Raw genomic sequence first — 385 nt, forward strand, 5'->3', positions numbered from 1 at the left:
CGCTGCTGGGTTGTCGGGTCGGGGTGGGATGGTGTCGCTGGGCGTCGGTGTGGGCGAGGCGGAGTTGTTGGTGTCTCGTTGGGCGGGTCGGGTTGAGGTGGCGGCGGTTAATGGGCCGTTGTCGGTGGTGGTGGCTGGTGAGCCGGAGGCGTTGGGGGAGCTGGTGGCGGAGTGTGAGGGCGCTGGGGTGCGGGCGCGGTGGGTCGATGTGGATTACGCCTCGCATACGGCGCAGGTGGAGGTGATCGAGGAGGAGTTGGCGCGGTCGTTGTCGCAGGTCCGTCCGGTGTCCTCACGTATCCCGTTCTTTTCCACGGTGGACGCGGAGTGGCTGGACACGGCCGAGCTGGATGCCGGGTACTGGTATCGGAATCTGCGGAGCACC

At 67.5% G+C, this 385-nt stretch carries 1 protein-coding gene; it reads left to right on the forward strand.

Translation table 11 applies throughout. The features are described 5' to 3' along the window. Positions 1–385: acyltransferase domain-containing protein (locus tag JK364_RS54690; RefSeq protein ID WP_201858921.1), on the forward strand; the 385-nt coding region annotated here is incomplete at both ends.

Origin of the sequence: Streptomyces endocoffeicus, assembly GCF_016741935.1 — a bacterium.
Taxonomy (GTDB): domain Bacteria; phylum Actinomycetota; class Actinomycetes; order Streptomycetales; family Streptomycetaceae; genus Streptomyces; species Streptomyces endocoffeicus.